Below are 18767 nucleotides of genomic sequence, written 5' to 3' on the forward strand. Positions count from 1 at the left end.
GGCGGTTACAAGACTTCCAACGACCCACGGTTTTTTGCGGGCTTTCACATCCGGAAGAATGTAGAACATGGTAAGTATGGCAAAGAAGATCATGATAAAGGTGAGCACGTTTCCGCCTAAGGATGCCAGTATAATTCGGGCAGATTCATAATTTTCTGAAAGAAGACCAAAAAGCCCGATCAGCAAGGAATCCAGGATCAATGAAAAGATCATAGCCACTCCCAGCAAAAGGATCATCCCAAAAGATACCGCCCTATCGAATAGCATTTTTAAAAATCCAGCTTCAGGCCTTGGTACGATCTTGAAAATCCGATTAAATGAATCTTTGAACTGAACAAAAACAGTAGTAGCTGAGATCAAAATAAATCCAAAACTCAGGATCAAATACATCACGTTTCTGGTGTCGGTTTGTATGGTCTCTACGAGTAACATCACCGCTTCTGTACTATCAGCTCCAACCGTCTCATTTAAGAAACCGGTGAGTTCTCTCAACACGCTTTCATTTCCTACAAATAATCCGGCAATGTACACGGTGATCAAAACAATGGGGGCAAGCGAAAATAAGGTATAAAAAGAGACCGCCGCACTGTACAGAAAGCAATTATCATCAATGAAACCGTTTAAGGTTATTGAGATCACTTTAAAGGCGTTCCTGATGAATTCCATTTTAAATTCCTGATTCTGTATTTCCAAATATTCTAGAAGGAGCATATAACGATAATATCACTCCTCGCGCAACCATGAATGCCGTCATTGCCATCCATAACGCATGAATGCCCGCAAAAGGTTCACTGATGTAATACACAGGAATAAAAACAAGGATAGTAGCAACCAACATGGAATTCCGCATTGCACCGGTGGACGTAGCACCTATATACACTCCATCCCAAATAAAACAGACACTATTGACAACCGGAGCTGCAATAAGCCAGATAACAACAGTCATTGCTACTGCAATCACATTTTCTTTATCAGTGAAGAGGGTGATGATCTCGGTATCAAGCAGGGCATAGGTGGTGGTTCCCAGTATACCCAGCCCAAGCCCCCATAACATATTAGCTTTTACAGTCGCTTTTAACTGTTCATTATCCTTTGCTCCTTTAAAACGGCCTACCAAACTTTCTGCCGCATAAGCAAAACCATCCGTTCCATAAGAGCTGATGTACCACATTTGCAGCAGAATAGTATTCGCAGCCAGAACCACATCTCCCATCTCCGCCGATTTTGCGGTAAAAAAAGCATAAGAAAATATAAGGCACAGGGTCCGGATCACAATATCACGGTTCACGGAAAAGAATTTCCTGAGCTCTTCAGCCTCAATAAGTTCACTCCAATTAATTTCTAACTTTAGCGCCCCATACTTTTTCCTATAAAGAATAAAAGCCAACCCAAGTGCCAGAAAACTGGCTATCAAACTTCCGGTTGCGACCCCGTCTACCGTCATGTTATACCGGAACACAAAAATGAGATTCAGAATAATATTTACAATGTTTAAGAAAATAGTGACGATCATGGGGTAAGTGGAATTCTGCATTCCCAGGAACCATCCGTTCAATCCAAAAAGTGCAAGCGTAGCAGGTGCCGCAAAAATGCGTATATGATAGTATAGGCGGGTATATTCTTCTACTTCAGGGGAAGCATTAACAAGGTATAGAGATGCCTCTATGAGCGGATACTGAATAAGTAATATAAATACACTGCTAATAGCAGCTACTAATAGCACTCTATATAAAATAATGCGAGTCTTACGCTCATTTTGCTCTCCATATGCCTGCGCTACCATACCTGTGGTACCCATGCGCAAAAAGCCAAATCCCCAAAAAATAAAGTCAAAAATGATACTCCCTACTGCTATAGCTCCCAGATAATAAACGTGCTCAAGACGCCCCACAACAGCCGTATCAACAGCTCCCAGCAGTGGAACAGAGAGATTACTGATGATATTTGGTATTGCAAGACGGAGTATTTGCCGGTTCAAAAAAGATATTTTTCTTGTTAAAATTGGCGGTCTAAGATAACAGCAGGAAAGGTATTATAAATTCATATTATTTGAATGCTCTATAAAGTTGCATATCTATGGGTGGGCATGTATTTTCTTTTTCCGAATTTTCTTGGGATCTAAACTAAATTAATTAACTCATTTGCTTTTCACATGGACATTGAATCGCGTAATAAAATTCTTACAATTGTACTTGGAATCATAATTATTGGGCTTACCTACTGGCTTTATGATTCGCTTATAACTCCTTATCAAGAAGTTAGAGAGCGAGAAGCTATGACTGAAAAAGTCCGGCAACGACTATTGGATACCAAAGACGCACTTATCCAATATGAAACTCGTAATGAAGAATTCCCACCGACCGAAGGCGGATTAGACAGCCTTGTTAAATTTCTTAAAACAGATTCATTGATGATCGCTATGGGTGATTCTTTGTTTGGTAGAACCTTTGATGTTTTCAATCCGGATTCGCTGATATACTCCCCAAGGCCGCCACACTCAAAATTTGTGTATACGCACAATGATACCCTGCGTCCTCCAATTTATCTTCTTGAAGATCCAGATACCGATGATGCTATAGGGAGTTTAGAGCGTACCACTATGCGTAATGCTCCAAACTGGAATTAATGGATGAAGCTTCTGCAAATTTAGGTGTTTGTTTTTTCTCGGATCGCCTTTTTTATTCGATCAATGACCCGAAAAAAGACAAACACCTTTTTCGTATTGGCTCTTTCGACTTCAACTTTGATGTGATCAACGCCATTACACGGCAGCATAAGGAGCACTTCCCCCATATTCTTTCCACTTTTGATCGCTTTCGTACCGATCATAACATAAAATCAGTTCGAGCCCTTACCCACCCTGCACACGAATGCTGGACCATATTTCCTAAAGTGGTCTATGATAATAGCGACGAGCGCGAAGACCACCTGGCTATTTTAATGAAAGGGGTAACGCGTGAACATATTGAACCCACCTGGCATACACTTCATAACAATGAATACAAATTTCTTTCGGTCCGCCGACGAAATCTTATGGCCGGATTCGATAAACTCACTACCCAGGTAGCAACCACTGATTTCAACAGTGATTTCGAGATCGCGCAAAAGTGGTCAACCTTCGCAAAACCGGGCGGCTCTTTTCTAATGATCGGATGCCACGAAAATGTAATTTCTATCACCTCGTTTTTACTCGGAAAATTCAGGGCAGCTACCTATATCTCTTTTGATCAGCCTGAAGATCTGCCATATCACTGGCTGCAACATTCAGCCAATTCCAGCTGGATGCGCGGGCTCCATGAAACTATTTATCTTTTTGGGCATCAAACACATGAAGTTGAACAGGCGCTCCAGGGGTTTTGGGATGATTCAGCAGAGATCACCAAGCTCAACTCCCTTCAAGATATCGGTGTTGAAGCTGAAGAAGAAACCTATGGCTTTGATCTCGCCGCTGCTTTTCCCGCTATTCTTTTAAGCCTCGACTTTTAGAACTCGCCATCTCAACTAACTTTTCCAAAGTTAATTGCGTCACATATTTCTACTTCCAACTTAGAATAACTTTGGGGAAGTTACTATTTGGCTCATCAGGAGAATTGAAAGATTATCAATATCTTTACGCATGGATTTCGATTCATAATTTATAATCCAAAATTTCAAATTTCCCATGCGGATCATCACAGGTAAACTAAAAGGCCGACATTTCAACATTCCCAAGGGCTTGGATGTGCGCCCCACCACCGACCGAACCAAAGAAAGCATTTTCAATTTGATCGAGGCTCGTGTTTTCATGGAGGGGACTATTATCCTGGATCTTTTTGCAGGATCAGGAAATCTCGGCTTTGAAGCTATTTCACGAGGCTCCAAACATGTTACTTCCGTTGAAATTGACCCTGATAATGTTAAGCAGATAGAGAAAACCGCCACAAAGTTTGGGATCGACAAACAAATGAGGATCGTTTGCTCTGACGTGCAACGATTTTTAAACGGCATGGCTACCCCGCATCATTTTATTTTTTGTGACCCCCCTTACGACTATCCCTTTATGGATGAAATGATCGAACAGATCCTTTCTGATAACTGGCTTACTGAAGAAGGTTGGCTGATGCTGGAACACGATAAATACAAAGACTTTACCGATCACCCACACTGCTCGTTTTCAAAAGCTTATGGGCGAACCATTGTTAGCATCTTTCAGAAGCATCCGGTAGATTCAGAATCAGAATAAATTCACCCTTATGAAAACTATTGCCTTATATCCCGGTTCTTTTGATCCCATCACCAACGGCCATCTTGATATCCTTGAACGGGCTACGAATCTATTTGAGACCGTCATTGTTACAGTAGCTGTTAATAATAAAAAAGATGCGGTATTTTCCGGTGATGAGCGTGTTAAACTTATACAAGACTGTATTTCAGGTAAAAGTTGGGCGAAAAAAGTACAGGTCAAACAATTTACGGGACTTCTTGTAGATCATGCCGTAGATATGAAAGCAGATACGTTGGTCAGGGGAGTTCGGCAGATCTCGGATTTTGAATATGAATTCAGAATGGCCCTCACCAACAAGCGTTTGGCTCCTGAAGTTGACACTATCTTCCTGATGCCGGATGAGGAATTCACTTTTATATCGGCATCTATCGTAAAAGAAGTAGCCTACTGGGGTGGTGACCTCAGTTCCTTTGTGCCCGATATTGTAGCCAAAGCGTTGAAAGAGAAGTTTAAGGACAACAATTAAGTCCCACAATACCTCTACTTTTCTTAGCCGTAGCACTTTATATTCCAATTGTCTTTATTCTCAATTTCATTACTATTTTAGAAATTATGATCTCTAAACGAGCACAAAATTTACAACCCTCTGCAACACTTAAAGTCACCGGCCGAGCCAAAGAGCTCAAACGTCAGGGTAAATCCATCGTTTCTTTAAGCGCCGGTGAGCCTGACTTCAAAACGCCACGCCATATTTGTGATGCAGCCATTCAGGCTATCAACGATGGTTTTCACGGTTATACTATGAATCCAGGGACTCCTGAATTGCGTGAGGCTATTTGTGCCAAACTGAAACGAGACAATAACCTGGATTACGATCCATCACAGATCATCTGCTCAAACGGAGCCAAACAGTCTGTTGGGTTTAGCATTCTTGCTTTGGTTGATCCGGGTGATGAGGTGATCATTCCGGCTCCGTATTGGGTTTCTTATCCGGAGATGGTTCGTTTGGCCGAAGGGAAATCAGTAACCATCCGAACTTCGTTTGAGAACAATTTCAAATTAACACCAAAGCAGCTTGAAGAAGCCATTACTGAAAAGACTAAGGCGCTGATCTTGTGTTCACCTTCTAACCCCACCGGCGCTCAATATTCTGCTGAAGAGCTAGAAGGGTTAGCTGAAGTGCTGAGAAAACACCCTCAGGTTTATGTGATCTCTGATGAAATTTATGAGTATATCGTATTTGAGGGAGAGCATGTAAGTATCCTGAATGCGGCACCGGATCTTAAAGACAGGGTAGTTCTGATCAACGGATTCTCTAAAGGCTTTGCCATGACGGGATGGCGCCTGGGATATCTTGCCGCTAATAATGACATTGTGAGTGCTGTTTCCAAAATTCAAAGTCAGGAGACTTCAGCCCCTTCTTCCATTTCCCAAAAAGCCGGGGAAGCTGCTTACAAAGGAAATCTGGATGATGTGAAAGCCATGCGTGAGCAGTTTAAAAAACGGCGTGATTATTTGGTGGATGCATTGAATACAATCGAAGGAGTAAGCTGTTTTACGCCCGGCGGTGCCTTTTATGTATTTCCGGATATCTCCCATTATATCGGCACCAAGAAGCCGGATGGCACTCCCATTGGTTCTTCCACCGACTTGTGTCTGTATCTCCTGGATGAATTTGGGCTCGCCCTCGTTCCCGGTGATGCCTTCGGTGAACCCAACGGCATCCGCCTGAGTTATGCGGCTTCTATGAGTGATCTCGAAGAGGCTATGAAACGACTCAAAGAAGGACTGGCAAGTTTGGCTTAAAAAATGATAAATGGCACAAAATTTGATATAAGCTATTTGTCGATCATAAATCTAAAATCAACAATCCAAATGCCTACATACGAGTATAAAAGAGAAGACGGAACCACTTTTGAGATCGTCCAGAAAATGAGTGAAGAAGCCCTGACAACATGTCCAACTACCGGACAAAAAGTGAAGCGTATTATTTCCGGCGGTGGTGGAGTAGTTTATAAAGGCGAGGGCTGGTACGTAACGGATTATAAAGATGGCGGACGGAAATCAGCTTCAACTCCACCTGCTGATTCTACTGATAACGGAAGTCCGGAAACCAAAGCTGAAACTCCCAAAAAAGATACCGCTAAAGAAGCAAAATCTTAGCTCGTTAATGGTTAATGGTTAATCGTTATTCGTATCTTATTCCCATTATACAAATAACGAATAACCCATTAACCAGATGGAACACAGCAAGGCATATCAGGAAGCATTAGATCAATTCGTCCTTCTTTGGGGTGAAATGGCATCGGCCTGGGGCATCAATAAAACCATGTCACAGATCCACGCGTTGTTGTATGCCGAATCTCACCCGCTTGATACAGATACCATCATGGACACATTGGATATCAGTCGCGGTAACGCCAATATGAATTTGCATCGGCTGTTAGAATGGGAGCTCATCCATAAAGTGAACTTCAAAGGCGACCGAAAAGATTATTACTCCGCTGAAACTGATGTCTGGAAAATTGTATCCACCATTATTCGGGAACGCCAGCAGCGTGAAATAGCTCCCATCCGGGAAAATCTGGAACAATGTGTAAAAACCCTTGAAGCCGGCGGTTTGGATGATGAAGAAAGCAAGGAGTTTAAAGTCCGTATTGAAAACTACATGGAATTTCTGGAGATGTTCGAGCGGTTCACCGGAGCTCTGCTGCCTTACATCAACAAGAAAAATCTAAAATTCTTAAAGCAGTTAGTTAAGCTGGTAGAAGTTAAAGAATCATTGACCGGAACTAAGAAAGAACATGACTAAAAAGTCGAAACGGGATATTGGCAGTGAAGGGGAAGATCTGGCCTGCGCTTATTTGGAGTCAAAAGGCTGGAGGATCCTCGAAAGAAATTATTTTTTTGAACGTGCTGAAGTTGATATTGTAGCTTATGATGATACCGCCATCGTTTTTGTAGAAGTCAAGATGCGCTCATCCACCAAATTTGGACACCCGATGGAATATGTGACCGAAGAAAAAGTAAAGAAGGTGTTCAAAGCTTCCGAAGCATGGATGTATGAACGTAAAATGGAAGGCTCACCCATGCGTTTCGATATCGTAGGAATCGTCCAAAAAAACAACGAAGCCCCGGAATTTAATCACATTGAAGATGCTTTTAGATAGGTACCAGGTTTTAGGTTCAAGGTACAAGGAGCTGTAAAAAACTTGTACCTTGTACCTTGCCACTTGCACCTAATTCATCATTTATAATTTCTCAATTCAAAATTAATCATGCCCTATACCAACGACCAAATAGCTGAGCTGCTTCGCGAAGTTTCCCAACTGATGCAGCTTGCCGGAGAGAACCGCTTTAAGGTGATCGCCTTTGATAAAGCCGCACAAACCATCGAAGGACTCCAGGAAAACATCGACGACTACATTCAGAATAAAAACCTGACGGATATAAAGGGAGTTGGAAAATCTATTGCTGAAGATATCTATGCGCTGGAGGAAACCGGGCAAATGCCTGTACTGGAAGCCTTCAAAGAGAAAGTACCTGAAGGATTGATCGCATGGCTGAATATTTCGGGATTGGGGCCTAAGAATGCGTATAAAATTCACAAGGAATTAGGCATTAGTACCATTGAGGAATTGAAGGATAAAATTGAGGACGGCTCGGTGGCAGGCCTATCAGGATTAGGTCAGAAATCTGCGGAAAAGATCAAGAAATCCATAGAATGGATGGAGAAGTTTGATGAGCGTTGCAGATTAGATCAGGCTCAGGAAATCGCAACTGCTATTTTTGAAAGCCTCAAAAATTTAGAAGGGGTTCAGCAAATTGAAGTCGCAGGTTCCTACCGCCGCGGACTTGAAACCATTGGAGATATTGATATCCTGATCGCCGCAGATGAAAAACATATCGAAGATCTTTTTGATGTGTTCGTCAATCACGAGCGGGTTACTGATGTGCTGGGTCGGGGAGATACCAAGAGCTCCGTTCGTACCAAAGAAGGCCGGCAGGTAGATCTGCGAATTGTATCTCCTAAAGAATTCCCCGCAGCACTTATGTATTTCACCGGAAGCAAGGAGCATAATATCGTGATGCGGCAGCGCGCCCGTGAACGTGGGATGGGCCTGAATGAATACGGACTCTTTAAATTGAATTCAGATGGCGATACCGACTTTGATCAACCGGTCGAGTTTTCCAGTGAAACCGATATCTACCAAAAATTAGACCTGCATTTTGTGCCTCCGGAATTACGGGAAGATCGAGGGGAATTTGAGATCTATGAAGAGCAGGAAGAATTCGAATTGGTTTCCAATGATGATATCCGCGGGATCATTCACGCTCACAGCACCTGGAGTGATGGTAAATATTCCATCAAAGAAATGGCCGAAGCCTGTATGGAGCGTGGCTATGAATATTTGGGGATCACGGATCACTCTAAAACAGCGGCTTATGCCGGCGGACTTGCCGTTGATGAGATCAAACAACAGTGGGAAGAAATTGACGCGCTCAACGAAGAATTTAAAAGTAGCGGAAAAGATTTTGTAATATTTAAAGGAATCGAGTCCGATATTTTGGCGGACGGCTCACTGGATTATGAGGATGAGATTCTTAAAGGTTTTGATTTTGTAATTGCCAGCGTGCATCAATCACTGAATATGCCTCGTGAAGAAATGATGGAGCGTATGCGAAATGCGATCAAAAATCCATATACCCGGATTTTAGGTCACCCAACAGGCAGATTGCTACTAAAAAGAAACGGCAGTGATCTGGACCTTAATGAACTGGTTACTTTGGCTGCTGAACATAACACCGCCATCGAAATAAACGCCAACCCGCGCCGACTGGATCTAGACTGGCGCTTCGGCAACAAAGCGCGCGAAGTTGGGATGATGACCTCCATCAATCCGGATGCTCACTCTACTGAAGGCATTGATGATATTCCTTTTGGAGTTCGAATTGCACGAAAAGGAAAATATGATAAAGACAGGGTACTTAATACTAAAAGTGCAGATGAAGTAAGAGCTTTTTTTGAGGCTAGATAGGAACTTATTTCAGCAGCTTCATTCCCTTTAGCTTGGATGCTTTCTTGTCGAAGGTGAGTGTTTTATAGCCTCGGGCTTTATTCATTTGATGAATCAGGCAATCATTGAAACCGGCAGATGAATTTACAAAATCTGCAATTGATTCATTAATTATTTGGTCATCAAAAAAGATAAACCCTTCTGTGTTTATTATTTGATCAATACCCTGTATAAACTTGCTTTTTGGATAATCATACACATTTGTCAAAACCCAATAAAGTTCAGTAAGCACGGTTTCATTTATATAGAGTATTTCTCCTTTTTCAAGCAGAGATTTTACTTTTTGAGCTTGTTCTTCAATATCTCTGGTCAGAAACCGAACCATTAAATTTGTATCTGCCCCAATCATTCAGCTTTGTATTTATTTCTAAAATACTCTGCTAATTTTTCGTCCATTTCTTCCACTGTATATGATTTTTGGTTCTCTCTATAAAGCATTCCAAATGTTTCTTCAATAGAATATTTCTTTCTTGAAACTTTCAGGTCCCCCTTTTCAACCTCAAAATCGATCTTATCTCCGGGCTTCAATCCCAATTTTTCCCTTATTTTTTTGGGGATGGTTACCTGTCCTTTGGATGTTATTGTTGCCGTAGCCATAATTCTTACTTTTCTTGTTATATGTAAGGAATTTGTTTAATTCATTAACCAACTGCAACTGCCTTTATTATGCAAGATTTCCAAAATTAGCTACCTTTGGCACTGATATTTATAATTCTAAAACATGGCATTCGTGATCATAGAGAAATCTGACTTTCCAAACAGGCAAATAGTGAAATTAGTGAAAGGCACCGTGGTTCCCCGTCCAATTGCATGGGTTTCATCCATAGGGAAAAGCGGGATTCCCAATCTTGCCCCATATAGTTATTTTCAGGTCATTTCATCCGATCCCATTATGTTCATTATTTCCATCGGACAGGGAGTTAATGTTGGTAAGGACGGTGATAAAGATACCCTAGTCAATATCAAGGAAACCGGGGATTTTGTGATCAATATGGTTTCGGCTTCTCTCGCACCGCAAATGCAGAAGAGTAGCCTTATCTTCCCTAAGGACGTGAGTGAATTTGATGAAGCAGGATTAACGCCTTCCAAAAGCCAATTAGTCACAGCCCCAAGAGTGGAAGAAGCACTCATTAGCATGGAATGCAAATTGAACAGGGTAATGGAGTTAGGAAATTTCAACCAGGTGATCGGGGAATTGGTTTGTTACCACATACATGACGATGTGTATATGGAAGGTGATAAAGTGAATTATGAAAAATATGATCCTGTTGGAAGAATGGCAGCAAATTACACCTATGTGCGAGACTTGTTTTTCCCTGAAGAGATTTAAAATTTATCGCAATATTTCAGTCTTCAGTACCAGTATCGATTAAAATAGCCGCTGTTAAGTTTTGGATTTTCACGCCATCCCCTTCATAGATACCTGAAATATTTTTTAATACCACTTTTACTTTTACTCCCATGTCTTCTGCTTCAAGGGTCATCATTTCAACTGATTGATCCGGGACATCCTGACTCGAACCCCCTAACGCTTTTAAGCGGTTTATGAGAGGGGTTAATTTCAGGTCTATACCTTTTTCTGTTGAGTCGGAACTGATATTGAGCAAGTCGTCTTCAGCATTGTAAGAAATAACCCACTTCACACCTTCAATCTCGACCTCATAGTTATTTTGATTGTACGTATTGAATGTGAATTCTCCCAAATATAATGAGTAGCCTGAAACAGGTATGCTCTTATTTGATTCTAAGTAGTAATAAAAACTTTGCATACTCACCCCGGCTTGTCCATCGGTTTGCCATTCCGAAACAAATTCTATCCCCATAAGATCGGTGATCTTACCGGCATCATTATACCTATACTCATTTTCTTCCTTATCCATTACTTCTTCTAGATCTTGTTTAAAGTACGGTTGTAGCGGTTCTGTGCCTTCTAATTCTAGAATATATGCAACTTTGGAACTTATCTGTTTCCGGTCGTCAAAAGAGATCGAACTTTGTGATTTGACAACTTTCTTCTCCTGAGATAAGAGTCCATTTTTTTCAAGCAGCCCTTCAAAGCGATCCAGTTGACTTCTTTTAGATACCTCGAATGCTCCCAAAGGACCAAATGAGATCAATATGGAGATCACACACAAAGAGATCGGAATCACTTTGATATTCTTGGACCTGGCAATTAGAAAATAGATGACTATGCCCGTCAGCCAAACGGCCAAAGCAGCCACAAAATAACGGTTGACGGTAACTCCATACTCCGAAATCCTAACCCAGATTGAAAGCATGAGTAAAATAATAAGAGGAATCAGTGCTATATAATATCCTTTTGAGAATAAATGGATCCACCGATTTTTTTCCTGATTCCGAATCGGGTACAATAGCAACAAAGCCAGTATCCCGGCAATAGAAAAGCTGAGAACCAAATTCGCAACCCAGCCATTTGGCCATTGCCATTCTAATATGATCTTGCCGGTGTACAAATATAGGATCAGTATATATACTGTTATCAAAGGGATTAAAATATATTGCACAAATACCTTTAATCCACCGGGGTACTTTCTCTCACGTTGAGATATTTGTTTTGGATGTGGAATGCCTGCAAGGAAAAACCACGTGTTAAATAAACCGACCAGCAGGATCCATAATTGACTGTATCGTCTTCCTGAAATATTGATTTCAAGCAGGTTTTCCAGGGAAAGCATTGCTATGGAAAGTCCGGCAAATAAAACCATACTATAAAGAAGCGCTGTAAGTATTCTTAAAAAGAGTGTTTTATTATAAGCCCAAAAATCTTCTACATCTCCTGACTTCAAAAATGGAGCGAACGAAACCAGCAAATGTGCAGAAAGGAAGAATAATGAATAGCGATAAAAGGACTCAGTTTCCCCTAGCGAAAACTCTTCAGGCAGCAAATAATAATACAATGCTAAAATGAACAGTGTACCTGCTTTCAATAAAACGGCCTTTTTAAAATTCCACCCAAGGCTTTCCGAAAAAGTAGTAATTGATACAAAAACGGAAATACTAAGCGCAGAGATCCAGCAAAGATTCAATAAATAAAAATAATCTGCTTTTTGACCCCAGGAAACATCCGCCAGCCAAATTGCTGAAATTGTACCTATAGCAGCAATTGACAAAGCAAACGGAAATCGTTTGAATGTATCCGTTCCTTTTTCTGAAATTTCACCAATGGAAGGAAATTTGATCTTCATAGCACTAATTTGAAGTTTTAATTACACTTCAATATTGAGTTTTTGATCGAAATATCAAATACCCTAATTACTCACAACTAACTTAAGTTATCTCTCAATTATAATTTTCTCTTTTGATCTCATTGCCAAGGCTGTCATATTCGATCCATATCCCCGTCTGATTTCCATTTTCATGCATCCCTTCCATTTTCAATTGTCCATTGGGATAATATTGCCTCACCGGCCCATGTAAACCTTTTCCTTCCCGAAAAGAAAGTATAGACCTTGGGTCCCCCTTACTATCGTAATTTATAATTGCAGTATCGTTTCGTACAGTATACCGTTTAAGCTCTCCACTTTTAGTGTAGTAACTGTGCATGGTATCACTGACTATCTCTTTGATATCCTGACTTCCCAGATAATAGTAATAAGTCTCTTCAGGATTCATAGAGGCTACCAAGTTACCTGATGAATTCCATACCGATCCAACTTTTTCTTCGTACTTCATATCCATGCCTAATGTACGATTGGGGTGCCAGTAACGCAGACGGAACATTTTACCGTCTTCAAATTCACCTTGTAAATTGTATCTCTCGTTATGAAAAGTTCGGATGTACCCTGAGTAGGGTTCTTTTGAACGATTATGTAATAAAACAAGGCTTGTATCCCTGATCTTGTAACTTCTAATTCCATCCATCTGATGAATACTTATGAAATTTGAAGTAGGAACCGGATTTCCCTCACGATCATAAAAACCAAGATGATCATAACCATTTAGAAAATAGTGCTCGCTCTTCCTGTCATTATCAGTGCTGCAGCCCGCAACAAACAATATCAGCAGAAAAAGCACATCAATGCCTTTTTTTACGCTTTTTTTATCTGTCATAAGTTTTACTGTTTCCCAATAAATATCCATATGGTTTCATTTCCGGTATTTGATCAAACACCACTTTTAAGATACCAATCAAAGGCACGAAAAGAATCATTCCGGAGATACCCCAAATTTCTCCTCCAATGATCAATGCCACCATGGCCACAAAAGGATTGATCGATACTTTCGATCCAACTATTCTCGGAGTTATAAAATTACCTTCTAAAAACTGAACCGTCCCAAATACTGCTATAACAAAAACTGGAGTTAACAAGGAGTCTGTAAGTAATAATGCAAAAATTAATGGAGGTAATGCACCGATGATGATCCCTATATAAGGAATGATGGCCAGAAGTGATGCAAACACTCCAAAGAACAGAGCATGATCCAATCCTACTATAAATAGCCCTGTAGTATTTAAAACAGCAAGAATTCCAATTACCGTTAACATTCCAACCAAATAATCTTGTGTCACACCTTGTATCCGATCAAGAAGCTGATCCACATTTGAGTTCCCTCTTTTTTTAACTTCAAAAAGCTTCTGAAAAAATGTACGGTACATTTCCTGATAGTACAGCATAAAAAAGATAAAAATGGGCATCAGGGTCATAACCGTAAAGATGTTGGTAGTTGCGCTTAACAAAGAGCTCATAAAATTCCCGCTTTGATCGATAAGGTTATTGATCCCTTGCTGTAAATATTCACTCTGCTCTTGTTGAGAAACTCCTAACGATTCTTCTAAATACTCTATGGCAGCTGTTGATACTTTTTTCAGCTTTTCAGTTACTTCCGGTATCCGTTCCGCAAATTGAATGAATTGCGCGGAAATGAGTGATAAAACTCCTGCAAAAATAATTAATACTACCAGTAAGGTAAGTATGATGCTAAAGGCCCTGCCCAACTTCCATCGTTCGAAAACCTTGACCAATGGATTTAGCAGCATCGCAAAAAATGCGGAAAAGGCCAGTGGCATTAGAATGAATTTCCCATAATTCATCATTATAATAAGTAAGGCCAAACCCGCCAAAATGAGCGTAGATTTCAGCCAAAAGGGGTATTTCTTTGACTCCTTTATTCGATGGTGTTCCATAGATAATTATCTTTCTATTAATTGATCCGACAAACCTGTCGGCAATAATAATTAATACAATCCTTAGATGTTTCTAAAATCTAAAAATGAATAGTATTAAAACTATACTTATCCTATAACTGCCAATACAATTTTTATACCTTTTAATTTGAAGCCAATGCATATTGACCACATCGGGATCGCTGTTAAAGACATAAAAACCGCAACCGAAACTTATTCCAAGATCTTAAATACTTCTCCCACTAAAACAGAAGTGGTAGAAACTGAAAATGTAGAAACAGTTTTTTTCCAGACAGGAGAATCAAAAGTGGAATTATTGGGAGCTACTACCCCCGACTCTGTTATAGCCAAATATGTGGAAAAAAAAGGAGAAGGGCTGCATCATGTAGCTTTTGAGGTAGACGATATTCATGCTGAGCTCAAACGTCTGCGTAGTGAAGGCTTTACTGTATTAAATGAACAACCTAAAGATGGCGCCGATAATAAGCTGGTTGCATTTGTTCACCCCAAAGATAATCACGGTGTTTTGGTGGAGTTATGCCAAAGTAAGAAATGATATTTTTTTGCATTTCGATAGTAATAGGATAGTAGTCTACTATAAAACCGCTCTGCAAAATCGAAAAAATAACATTGATGCCTGCCACAAATCGGCTTATCTTAGCACTTCATTGAACGGGGCGTGGCTCAGCACGGTAGAGCGCTCGGCTGGGGGTCGAGAGGTCGCAAGTTCAAATCTTGTCGCCCCGACAATTGCAAAGCTCTCAAGTGTCTTTCGGGGCATTTGAGGGCTTTTTTATTTAAAAAAAGCTTTATAAATCTTTTTTACAGAGTAGATTTAGTTAACAGACACCTTTTTTAAGATTCGTTAAGTTAGTACTATCAGAAAAAATACGACCAATTATAAACACCGGTCTTTAATAGATATCATCTAAACGGAACTTTTAGTAGTACCAAAAGTACATAACTGTAAAGCCTCAGCATCATTACTTATGTATATTTTAAACAACAAGAGACAGATCGAACGCATCAAAGATATGGTGCCTGTACGAAAGAATATGGATACTTTTGAAGTATTCTACCATGACCCTTCCACCGGAGAACTTTGGAAAAGTTTTTTTCCAAAAGGATATAAAGAACATCGCGGGCCAAAATTACTTCGTCCGGAACCATTACCTGAAAGTCTGGAACTTCAACTTGAAATTTGCCTTAACAGCCAGGATGATTCCGATGCTATCGGCCTTGGTATTGAATTTTCGGTAAAGCCCAAAAAATGGGAATCAATTATTGAAATTTTAGATAAGAACCGGAAAAATTATTTAAGGTCCCATCTAAATACTTTTATTAAACACCTTGGGGTTTTACATCCCCTGAAAACTTTGGAAGAGATCAAGATCGATCCTAATGAAGCCGGTCTTACTAAAGAAAAGCTTACCGCCATTAAAAAAAGAGCAAAACGCATAAAGATTAAACGATATTTCAGGATCTAAAGTAAACTTTTCACTACCTCTAAAGCCTCATTATTGAGGCTTTTTTTATATTTGTAATTCTTTTATTAGAAACCTCTAATTCTAATAATTGTAAAAACCATTCCTTAGATCCTTGTGGTAACGATTTTGATAAACTGAAAGCTGATTTTGTAGGAAATTAAATATTAAGATTTTATAATATTAAGAAATTTTAATAAATTGGTGCAGACAAAAAAATCAGCGCCATGAAAACACTAATTCTTTCTACATTAATCTTTCTAGCTTCAAGCTTTTCATTTTTAGCAAATGCTCAGGTAATTGCAGTAATGCAAGCCAAAGTTAATGTTATAAGCGGTGCAGGCTTCACTTCACTGGAAGAGTCTGTAATTGACCTTAGCTCTTCAAATTCTTTAGAAGAAGTGCATGCCGGATCTTTTTCACTGGTAGCATCTCCCGGTTCTGATATAAGTATCTATATTTCAAACCACTCTGAGATCAAAAACAATAAAGGTGAAGCTTTAGAATTCGAATCGATGGATGTTGACCGAATAACTTCTGAATCAGGTGAACATAAGGTTTCAGTAAACGGCAAGGTGAAAAACCAGCAAAAGCTTAACGGCCAATATCAGGGTACCATTACTGCTGTTGTAGAATACCTCTAATCAGCTCCTCTCCTACACTCTCTTTTTATACTATCTAAAAGTACGATTCCCTACTCATCTGCATAGCATCATTTTATAGATGTTAACTTTTCGGTGTAATGCATTACATTATCGCTCTAACACCAATCAAATTTTTAGATATGCAGAAAATTGCGATCACTCTTCTTTTTACCCTGGGCATCTTTGCGCAAACTTTCGCTCAAAATTACACTCCGTTAAATACTCCAAGCTGGCCCGAGTCAGATAAGGACTCCACAATGTACACCGTAAGCGGAGAACGACACGGGATTAGCTTTTTTGAACAACATCGCTTCCCGGAAGTTGAATACGAGGCCGGAGATGAGCTTACATTTGATACTTATCATACCGTTGATGTGATGTACGCTTGGTATAAAAAATGGGCAGAACAATATCCTGATATTGTTGAACTCTATGAAGTAGCTAAAAGTTTTGAAGGCCGCCCGATCTTACAAATGACCATCACCAATAAAGAAACGGGGAAAGATACCGACAAGCCCGCTGCCTATTTTGAAGGAGGCCGGCACAGCGGTGAAATAACCAGCAGTGAATCCATTCTATGGCTTACCCAACATCTTTTGGAAAATTATGGGGCAGACCCCGAAATAACAGAACTTATCGATACCAAAGCGATCTATTTGCGCCCACAGAATAATCCCGATGGCTCTAACCTCTATCTTCACACCGCGCAATCGAACCGAAGCTCAGTAAGGCCTCACGACAATGATCGTGATGGGTTACTGGATGAGGATTCACCGGAAGACCTTGACGGAGATGGTATTATTTATTCCATGAGGAAAAAAGCCGGTCCGGATGAGATAGAGGATGCCAATTATGTTATTGATTCCCGTGATCCTGAAGGACGTTTAATGAAACGTGTGCTTCCCGGCAAGGGAGAATGGTTAGTCTATTCTGAAGGTATAGACAATGATGGTGACGGTGATATAAACGAAGATGGAATTGGCGGATTGGATCTTCATCGCAATTACGTTGAAAACTGGAGACCCGACAGAGGAGAAGATCTGACCGGAAGGGGCTATACCCAATATGGAGCCGGAGAATATCCCTTGAGTGAGCCCGAATCAAAATCTGTAGTTATGTGGATGCTGACTCACCCCAATATTTCAGTAGTAAACTCCATGGATACCCGGGTTCCGATGCATTTACGCCCTCCTTCCACTTCAAAGAGTGAAGAACGTATGTATCCTGAGGACCTTGCGCTGTATGAAAGATATGACCGGTTGGGACTTGAGATCACAGAATACCCCTGGGCCGGAGATGTCTATGAAACTTACATGACCCGCTATCCTATCAACAGGGTAACAGGAGATCCTTCACGTCCCAGTCCTTTATTTGGCCACGGGCCTGATTTTGGGTATTTCTATTTTGGCTCCATTTGGTACGGAGATGAGCTTTGGAATAACGGAGCTATGAAAGATTACAATGAAGACGGCATATATGACGATTATGATGCTCTTCGCTGGGATGATGAAGAAAATGAAGGGCGTGGTTTTAAAGCATGGACTAAATTTGACCATCCTGACTTAGGCGAGGTTGAGATCGGTGGGTTCCACCCCAAATTCTTTAGCCAAAACGGACCACCATGGCAGCTTGAGCCGTGGGCTGAAAAACAGGCCCTTTTCAACCTTCTTATGGCTAAAGAACTTCCTCAAATAACTCTTGATGATATTGCCATCGAAGAGACCTCAAACAATAGATTCAGAATCACCATATCATGGACCAATACAGGTAATCTTCCTGTGGCATTAAAGCAGGCACAACTCGTAAAAATTGTACAGGAAGACCGGGTAATGCTCGATTTTGACTCCGAGTTAACCAAGGGTTATGAAGATGCTTCGCTAAAAATCATCACTCCTGAATTATATGATAAAACCATTCGGGCCGGATATACAGATGCCGGAGAATCAAAGAATGCGGTATTTGAAGTAGAACTGAATGGCATCGAAGGAGCAAAAGGCACCGTAAAGATCCTATCTACCCGAGGCGGTTATATCGAAAAAGAGATAGAAATTGGAAATCCTCCCAAAGAAGAGTAAAGGCCTATTACCAATATTTTAGATAACAAAGCCCGATGCATGCCTACACTTGCATCGGGTTTTTTTTGTGAAAAAAGCTCGTGCCAGTTTCCCTCTAAACTCAATCAAAAGTCATCATTCCTTCATTGAATAATAT

The 18767-nt window shown here is 40.4% G+C and carries 21 protein-coding genes and 1 tRNA gene; 15 read left to right on the forward strand and 7 right to left on the reverse strand.

The window, feature by feature from the left end; all coding sequences use genetic code 11:
* On the reverse strand, positions 1-666 hold a 666-nt coding region (locus VFM80_RS05415; protein ID WP_395070330.1), incomplete at its 3' end, for a YihY/virulence factor BrkB family protein.
* Position 667: 1 nt separating this feature from the next.
* Positions 668-1978, reverse strand: a complete 1311-nt coding sequence (locus VFM80_RS05420; protein WP_395070332.1) for an MATE family efflux transporter — start codon at positions 1976-1978, stop codon at positions 668-670.
* A gap of 174 nt (positions 1979-2152) precedes the next feature.
* Here VFM80_RS05420 and VFM80_RS05425 point away from each other — a divergent pair, with 174 nt between their 5' ends.
* The 9 genes from VFM80_RS05425 (at position 2153) to polX (ending at position 9243) form a co-directional block, all read left to right on the forward strand.
* Positions 2153-2626: a hypothetical protein gene (locus VFM80_RS05425; protein WP_395070334.1), complete on the forward strand. Its 474-nt coding sequence runs from the start codon at positions 2153-2155 to the stop codon at positions 2624-2626.
* The gene (locus VFM80_RS05430) at positions 2626-3486 is read left to right on the forward strand and encodes a hypothetical protein (protein ID WP_395070336.1); all 861 of its coding nucleotides are present in this window, start codon (positions 2626-2628) and stop codon (positions 3484-3486) included. The genes VFM80_RS05425 and VFM80_RS05430 overlap by 1 nt, the downstream gene beginning before the upstream one ends.
* 154 nt (positions 3487-3640) lie before the next feature.
* Positions 3641-4222 (forward strand): 16S rRNA (guanine(966)-N(2))-methyltransferase RsmD, encoded by a 582-nt coding sequence (rsmD, locus tag VFM80_RS05435; RefSeq protein ID WP_395070399.1) that lies wholly within the window; start codon positions 3641-3643, stop codon positions 4220-4222.
* Positions 4223-4232: 10 nt separating this feature from the next.
* Positions 4233-4730: a pantetheine-phosphate adenylyltransferase gene (gene coaD, locus VFM80_RS05440; RefSeq protein ID WP_395070338.1), complete on the forward strand. Its 498-nt coding sequence runs from the start codon at positions 4233-4235 to the stop codon at positions 4728-4730.
* An 86-nt stretch (positions 4731-4816) separates the two neighbouring features.
* Positions 4817-6010: a pyridoxal phosphate-dependent aminotransferase gene (locus VFM80_RS05445; protein WP_395070340.1), complete on the forward strand. Its 1194-nt coding sequence runs from the start codon at positions 4817-4819 to the stop codon at positions 6008-6010.
* A gap of 69 nt (positions 6011-6079) precedes the next feature.
* Positions 6080-6367, forward strand: a complete 288-nt coding sequence (locus VFM80_RS05450) for an FmdB family zinc ribbon protein (RefSeq protein WP_395070342.1) — start codon at positions 6080-6082, stop codon at positions 6365-6367.
* A 76-nt stretch (positions 6368-6443) separates the two neighbouring features.
* Positions 6444-7016, forward strand: coding sequence for a GbsR/MarR family transcriptional regulator (locus VFM80_RS05455; protein ID WP_395070344.1), 573 nt, complete (start codon positions 6444-6446; stop codon positions 7014-7016).
* The gene (locus VFM80_RS05460; RefSeq protein ID WP_395070345.1) at positions 7009-7374 is read left to right on the forward strand and encodes a YraN family protein; all 366 of its coding nucleotides are present in this window, start codon (positions 7009-7011) and stop codon (positions 7372-7374) included. The genes VFM80_RS05455 and VFM80_RS05460 overlap by 8 nt, the downstream gene beginning before the upstream one ends.
* 108 nt (positions 7375-7482) lie before the next feature.
* The gene (polX, locus tag VFM80_RS05465) at positions 7483-9243 is read left to right on the forward strand and encodes a DNA polymerase/3'-5' exonuclease PolX (RefSeq protein ID WP_395070347.1); all 1761 of its coding nucleotides are present in this window, start codon (positions 7483-7485) and stop codon (positions 9241-9243) included.
* A 4-nt stretch (positions 9244-9247) separates the two neighbouring features.
* Here the strand turns inward: polX and VFM80_RS05470 are convergent, their stop codons facing one another.
* The gene (locus VFM80_RS05470; RefSeq protein WP_395070349.1) at positions 9248-9607 is read right to left on the reverse strand and encodes a PIN domain-containing protein; all 360 of its coding nucleotides are present in this window, start codon (positions 9605-9607) and stop codon (positions 9248-9250) included.
* A 20-nt stretch (positions 9608-9627) separates the two neighbouring features.
* Positions 9628-9879, reverse strand: coding sequence for an AbrB/MazE/SpoVT family DNA-binding domain-containing protein (locus tag VFM80_RS05475; protein ID WP_395070351.1), 252 nt, complete (start codon positions 9877-9879; stop codon positions 9628-9630).
* 133 nt (positions 9880-10012) lie between these two features.
* Here VFM80_RS05475 and VFM80_RS05480 point away from each other — a divergent pair, with 133 nt between their 5' ends.
* A complete protein-coding gene (locus VFM80_RS05480) occupies positions 10013-10612 on the forward strand; it encodes a flavin reductase family protein (protein ID WP_395070353.1) in 600 nt (199 codons plus the stop codon).
* A gap of 16 nt (positions 10613-10628) precedes the next feature.
* Here VFM80_RS05480 and VFM80_RS05485 read toward each other — a convergent pair whose 3' ends face one another.
* The 3 genes from VFM80_RS05485 to VFM80_RS05495 all read right to left on the reverse strand — a co-directional run bounded on the left by VFM80_RS05485 (position 10629) and on the right by VFM80_RS05495 (position 14428).
* Positions 10629-12488, reverse strand: a complete 1860-nt coding sequence (locus VFM80_RS05485; protein WP_395070355.1) for a DUF4153 domain-containing protein — start codon at positions 12486-12488, stop codon at positions 10629-10631.
* Between the two features lie 94 nt (positions 12489-12582).
* Positions 12583-13353: a toxin-antitoxin system YwqK family antitoxin gene (locus tag VFM80_RS05490; RefSeq protein ID WP_395070356.1), complete on the reverse strand. Its 771-nt coding sequence runs from the start codon at positions 13351-13353 to the stop codon at positions 12583-12585.
* Positions 13343-14428, reverse strand: coding sequence for an AI-2E family transporter (locus tag VFM80_RS05495; protein ID WP_395070357.1), 1086 nt, complete (start codon positions 14426-14428; stop codon positions 13343-13345). The genes VFM80_RS05490 and VFM80_RS05495 overlap by 11 nt, the downstream gene beginning before the upstream one ends.
* Before the next feature lie 157 nt (positions 14429-14585).
* Between VFM80_RS05495 and mce the strand changes: the two genes are divergently transcribed.
* The 5 genes from mce to VFM80_RS05520 all read left to right on the forward strand — a co-directional run bounded on the left by mce (position 14586) and on the right by VFM80_RS05520 (position 18631).
* Positions 14586-14984, forward strand: coding sequence for a methylmalonyl-CoA epimerase (gene mce, locus VFM80_RS05500; RefSeq protein ID WP_395070359.1), 399 nt, complete (start codon positions 14586-14588; stop codon positions 14982-14984).
* Positions 14985-15101: 117 nt separating this feature from the next.
* Positions 15102-15175: transfer RNA gene (locus VFM80_RS05505), tRNA-Pro, on the forward strand.
* 242 nt (positions 15176-15417) lie between these two features.
* A complete protein-coding gene (locus VFM80_RS05510) occupies positions 15418-15915 on the forward strand; it encodes a hypothetical protein (RefSeq protein ID WP_395070361.1) in 498 nt (165 codons plus the stop codon).
* A gap of 224 nt (positions 15916-16139) precedes the next feature.
* The gene (locus VFM80_RS05515) at positions 16140-16556 is read left to right on the forward strand and encodes a hypothetical protein (protein WP_395070363.1); all 417 of its coding nucleotides are present in this window, start codon (positions 16140-16142) and stop codon (positions 16554-16556) included.
* 140 nt (positions 16557-16696) lie between these two features.
* A complete protein-coding gene (locus VFM80_RS05520) occupies positions 16697-18631 on the forward strand; it encodes a M14 family metallopeptidase (protein ID WP_395070365.1) in 1935 nt (644 codons plus the stop codon).
* The last annotated feature ends 136 nt before the right edge of the window (positions 18632-18767 follow it).

The sequence above is a fragment of the Gracilimonas sp. genome, assembly GCF_035704785.1.
Taxonomy (GTDB): Bacteria; Bacteroidota; Rhodothermia; order Balneolales; family Balneolaceae; genus Gracilimonas.

Bases quoted from the DNA above. Each gene is read 5' to 3' on its own strand.
- mce (WP_395070359.1), top strand. From the start codon at position 14,586: ATGCATATTGACCACATCGGGATCGCTGTTAAAGACATAAAAACCGCA.
- VFM80_RS05470 (WP_395070349.1), bottom strand. From the start codon at position 9,607: ATGGTTCGGTTTCTGACCAGAGATATTGAAGAACAAGCTCAAAAAGTA.
- VFM80_RS05515 (WP_395070363.1), top strand. From the start codon at position 16,140: ATGAAAACACTAATTCTTTCTACATTAATCTTTCTAGCTTCAAGCTTT.
- VFM80_RS05450 (WP_395070342.1), top strand. From the start codon at position 6,080: ATGCCTACATACGAGTATAAAAGAGAAGACGGAACCACTTTTGAGATC.
- coaD (WP_395070338.1), top strand. From the start codon at position 4,233: ATGAAAACTATTGCCTTATATCCCGGTTCTTTTGATCCCATCACCAAC.
- VFM80_RS05490 (WP_395070356.1), bottom strand. From the start codon at position 13,353: ATGACAGATAAAAAAAGCGTAAAAAAAGGCATTGATGTGCTTTTTCTG.
- VFM80_RS05445 (WP_395070340.1), top strand. From the start codon at position 4,817: ATGATCTCTAAACGAGCACAAAATTTACAACCCTCTGCAACACTTAAA.
- VFM80_RS05455 (WP_395070344.1), top strand. From the start codon at position 6,444: ATGGAACACAGCAAGGCATATCAGGAAGCATTAGATCAATTCGTCCTT.
- VFM80_RS05510 (WP_395070361.1), top strand. From the start codon at position 15,418: ATGTATATTTTAAACAACAAGAGACAGATCGAACGCATCAAAGATATG.
- VFM80_RS05425 (WP_395070334.1), top strand. From the start codon at position 2,153: ATGGACATTGAATCGCGTAATAAAATTCTTACAATTGTACTTGGAATC.
- polX (WP_395070347.1), top strand. From the start codon at position 7,483: ATGCCCTATACCAACGACCAAATAGCTGAGCTGCTTCGCGAAGTTTCC.
- VFM80_RS05430 (WP_395070336.1), top strand. From the start codon at position 2,626: ATGGATGAAGCTTCTGCAAATTTAGGTGTTTGTTTTTTCTCGGATCGC.
- VFM80_RS05520 (WP_395070365.1), top strand. From the start codon at position 16,697: ATGCAGAAAATTGCGATCACTCTTCTTTTTACCCTGGGCATCTTTGCG.
- VFM80_RS05485 (WP_395070355.1), bottom strand. From the start codon at position 12,488: ATGAAGATCAAATTTCCTTCCATTGGTGAAATTTCAGAAAAAGGAACG.
- VFM80_RS05495 (WP_395070357.1), bottom strand. From the start codon at position 14,428: ATGGAACACCATCGAATAAAGGAGTCAAAGAAATACCCCTTTTGGCTG.
- VFM80_RS05460 (WP_395070345.1), top strand. From the start codon at position 7,009: ATGACTAAAAAGTCGAAACGGGATATTGGCAGTGAAGGGGAAGATCTG.
- VFM80_RS05475 (WP_395070351.1), bottom strand. From the start codon at position 9,879: ATGGCTACGGCAACAATAACATCCAAAGGACAGGTAACCATCCCCAAA.